The sequence below is a fragment of the Kiritimatiellia bacterium genome (assembly GCA_028715905.1).
GTDB lineage: Bacteria > Verrucomicrobiota > Kiritimatiellia > JAAZAB01 > JAAZAB01 > JAQUQV01.
The window spans coordinates 1-3,967 of the sequence record JAQUQV010000110.1 but is presented as its reverse complement, the minus strand read 5'-3'; the positions used below and the strand labels follow the sequence as shown (position 1 = coordinate 3,967).

Sequence of the window (3,967 nt, the reverse complement as noted above, 5' to 3'; positions counted from 1 at the left end):
AACGCCGGCTGCGGGGCGCTCTATCCGCAGGAGCTTGCCAGACATGTGCGGGAGCGGCGGGCCGATGCCGGCCTGGCTTTTGACGGCGACGGCGACCGCCTGATCGCGGTTGACGAAAGGGGCGACACGCTCACCGGCGATCATATCATGACCATTTGCGCCAAAACCTTGAAAGCAAACGGGTTATTGCGTAACAACATGGTTATTGCCACGGCCATGAGCAATTTCGGTTTCCGGCAGGCGATGCTCCGGATGGATATTGCCGTGGAGGAGGCCGATGTCGGCGACCGTTACGTGTTGAAAATGATGCGCGAAAAAGGGGCTGTTTTCGGGGGCGAGGATTCGGGCCACATCATTTTCCTCAATCTGCACACCACCGGCGACGGCATCATTTCGGCTCTGCAACTGCTGGCCAGCCTGCAAAGTTCCGGGAAAAAGCTTTCTGAACTGCGCGGCTTGCTTCAGCTTGCCCCCCAGAAAATGATAAACGTCAACGTGGTCCGCAAACCGCTGCTGGCGGAAGTCAAGCCCTTGCAGGAAGCCGTTTGCCGCGCCGAAAAAGAACTGGCCGGAACCGGACGGGTTATCGTGCGTTATTCCGGTACCCAGCCCGTTTGCCGGGTCATGGTGGAAAGCATGGACCAGGCGGTTACCGACCGGATTGCCGGCGCGCTGGCCGAAATTGCGCGCGCCAACCTTGCCTGATACGTTTTCCTGTATGACCAAAGCGGGCCGCCCGCAACCCGATGCCTGCCCAGCCGCAACCATTCGTTTCCATATCCGGAACGATTTTCCATATGGGCGGACGCATCTCAGATTACGGCACGGTAACTTTCACCGCGTCAACCAGAATGGGCCCTTCCAGGTTCAAAACACCGTCCATCGGATAATCAACGGCGAAAAAAAACGTGTAGGATCCGGGGCCGAGCCCGATGCTTAACACTTCAACTTCCGGCAGGCTACCCAGCGGCCCCTGGTACACCGGCCGCCAGTTGAGCGTATTGCCGGTATTATCCGGCGTCCACTGGTATGAATTGTTCCAGTAATACCAGGCCGACCCGGCCATGGCAACCACCCACCAGTCGGCCTCAATGCCGGCATATGCGCCCGGATCAATCTGGACGGTGACGGAGAGATTGTCCCCGTTATTGATGATGATATCATCGCGGGAGCCGTTGGCCTTGATCACCGGGCCGAACGGGGATGGAATCCATTTGGCGATATGATTTGCCTCCAGCCCGCCGGCAGTGGAAAAATAGCCCGCAACGTACAGGGAATCGGAAGCATCGCAGGCCAATGCCATGGCCGAATTATTCAAACCCGCCCCGAGGCTGGCCCAGCTTGCCCCGTTCCATTTGGCGATCCGGTTGGCTGTTGCGCCGCCGGCATTGTTGAAATTTCCGCCGGCGTAGATGTTGCCGGCGCTATCGCAGGCCAGGGCTGTTACGCTGAAGTCCATTCCGGAGCCGAGGTTGGTCCAGGTTGTTCCGTTCCATTTGGCGATTGCAAAGGCATCCACGCCGCCGGCAACGGAAAAATCACCGCCGGCATAGAGGTTGCCGGACTTGTCAAAAGCCAGCGCCTTGACGACGTCGCCCGTGCCGCTATGAATCCCGTTGCCGAGACTGGTCCAGTTCGTGCCGTCCCACCTGGCGATCCGGTTGGCCGGCGCGCCGCCGGCATTAGTGAAAGACCCGCCGGCGTAGAGATTGCCGGACTTGTCGCAGGCCAGCGCTTCCGCATAAAAATCCATTCCGGAGCCGAGGTTGGTCCAGGTTGTGCCGTTCCACTTGGCGACATGGTTCACTTCCACTCCGCCGACGGCGGTAAAAGACCCGCCGGCGTAGAGGTTGCCGGACTTATCGGCGGCGAGCGCATAGACGAACCAGTCCATCCCGGCGCTGATATTGGTCCAGGTTGTGCCGTTCCACTTTTCAATCTCGTTGCCGCCGGCGGCATAGAGGTTGCCGGCGCTGTCAAAGGCCAGCTCATAGATATTGCCGCTTTCCCGGATGCCGTTGAGATTGGTCCAAGCTGCGCCGTCCCACCTGGCGATCCGGTTGACGGCAATGCCGCCGGCCACGGTGAACTCACCGGCGGCGTAGAGGTTGCCGGACTTGTCAAAAGCCAGCGCTTCCACATAGGCGTTCATGCCGCTGCCGAGGTTGGTCCAGCTGTTGGCCCGGATTTCCGGCGCGCAGATTAAGAACGACAAGAACGCGATCGGGATCAAACAGAATGATTTTTTATTCATAATGATGCTTTCATATGTATCGCTTGAGTTAATTGCAAAACTCATCGCGCCAGCGGTGTGGCGCTCCTACAATCTTGATTTTCCTGAGAAATGCATCGGGCGTATGCCGGACGACGAGTCGATTTTTTCTGGAGTTTTGCAAATGACTCGCTTGTTTCTTGTAAGAATATCATTTTTGAGAAAATTATACCATAGGCAAAATCATATTATTTTCGCTTGTTTTCACCTGGCGGGGAATATCACGAATTAATGCCCGGGACGGGATTATCCGGTCTTTCCGCCCGGTTTTTTTCCAGCCGGCTGACGATGAAGCTGATCAAAGGCACGAGCAGGAAGTAAAAGGCGGCCGCCGCGAAAAAGATGGCGCGCACTCCGGCGAGCCTGGCCACGGCGCCGCTGATCAAGGGCGCCAGCATCCAGCCGATTGACCGGGCGGTGAGCGCCCAGCCGAAGACAGAGCCGCGGTCTTTTTCGGGCGTAACCCTGGAAAGCCAGATTTGAAACACGGGGTCAAGCCCGCCGGCGCAGAAGGCCGTGCAGAAACGGGTAAAAAACAGGAAGGGAAAACACCCGGCGAGGGCCGTCAATATGGTCATGAATCCGGCGCCCAGGCTGGAAAAACGCGCGATTACCGGCGGCGTAATCCGGTCGGCCAGGCGGCCGATGACCGGGCCGGCGATAAAACCGGCAATACCGCCGGCCGCCGCGAGGGAGCCGGTTATAAACGCGGCGCCGCTGATACCGCCGTGGATTTCCTGTACCAGGAGCGGCAGCCAGCCCGCGTCAAACAGCATGACCACGCCGATTGCCGCCAGCATAATGAGAATCAGCCTGTTTGAGCCGAGATTTCCCGGGCTGAATCGCAGTTTTTGCGGCCGGTCATCCGGGTCTTTTCGTTTTGCGATGTATTCTTCGGTCCCGAACAGCACAATGCCGGCGGCCAGGAGTAAAATACCGCTGCTGGCGACGAAAGCCAGGCGGTAACCAAACATTTCGGCAAACATTCCCCCGAAAAAAGCGCCGCTGGTGCTTCCGGAGCATACCGCGGCGCTGAGCATGCCCAGCGAGAAACCGACGCGTTCCTTCGGGGAGCAAACCGAAACCATGGTCTGGGAAGCCGATACGCTTCCGGTCAGCGCGCCCTGGAGGAGGCGGAGTATGATCAGCGCGGCCGGGGTCGGGGCGGCGCCCATCAGGAAAAGCACAACAACGCTTCCGAAAGTCGCCCGCAGCAGCATCAACCTCCGGCCGTAACGGTCGCTCAAGGCGCCCCAGATCGGCGAGAATATTGCCAACGTAAAGGCGGGGGCGAAGTTGAACAGCATGATCCATATTTTCAGCGCGTGGGCATCGCGCACCCCCATTTCCTGGAAATAAAACGGAACAAAAGGCACGGCGAATGAAAATCCCGTGCCTGACAAGAACATGGCGGCTATGATGAAATATAAATTACGTTTCCAGGCGATCATGGCGGTAAAACAGGCACAAAGTTAAGCATGCCGGTTTTATTCTCTTTTCCGGCTTTGTGCCTTCTGTCTGTGTGCCTCTGTGCCTTCCTATTCCTTGCCGCCGGTATAGACCGAATCGCCGAAGGCCAGGATGGGGAAAAATATAATCGGCAGGAAGATCAGGCCGGCCGCAAACCAGCCGCTCCGTCCGAAATTCCTGGCGATATCAATCAACACGACGATCTGCACCACGATGTTGATGACC

General features: G+C 58.0%; 3 protein-coding genes. 1 reads left to right on the top strand and 2 read right to left on the bottom strand.

Annotation, left to right across the window (positions count from 1 at the left end; all coding sequences use genetic code 11):
• Nucleotides 1-705: phosphoglucosamine mutase (locus PHP98_11835; protein MDD5484318.1), on the top strand; the 705-nt coding region annotated here is incomplete at its 5' end.
• Nucleotides 706-817: 112 nt separating this feature from the next.
• Here the strand turns inward: PHP98_11835 and PHP98_11830 are convergent.
• Together PHP98_11830 and PHP98_11825 are read right to left on the bottom strand one after the other, a co-directional pair.
• On the bottom strand, nt 818-2,254 hold the full coding sequence (locus PHP98_11830; GenBank protein MDD5484317.1) for a hypothetical protein: 1,437 nt from the start codon (nt 2,252-2,254) through the stop codon (nt 818-820).
• Nucleotides 2,255-2,493: 239 nt separating this feature from the next.
• On the bottom strand, nt 2,494-3,723 hold the full coding sequence (locus PHP98_11825; protein MDD5484316.1) for an MFS transporter: 1,230 nt from the start codon (nt 3,721-3,723) through the stop codon (nt 2,494-2,496).
• Nucleotides 3,724-3,967 lie beyond the last annotated feature (244 nt).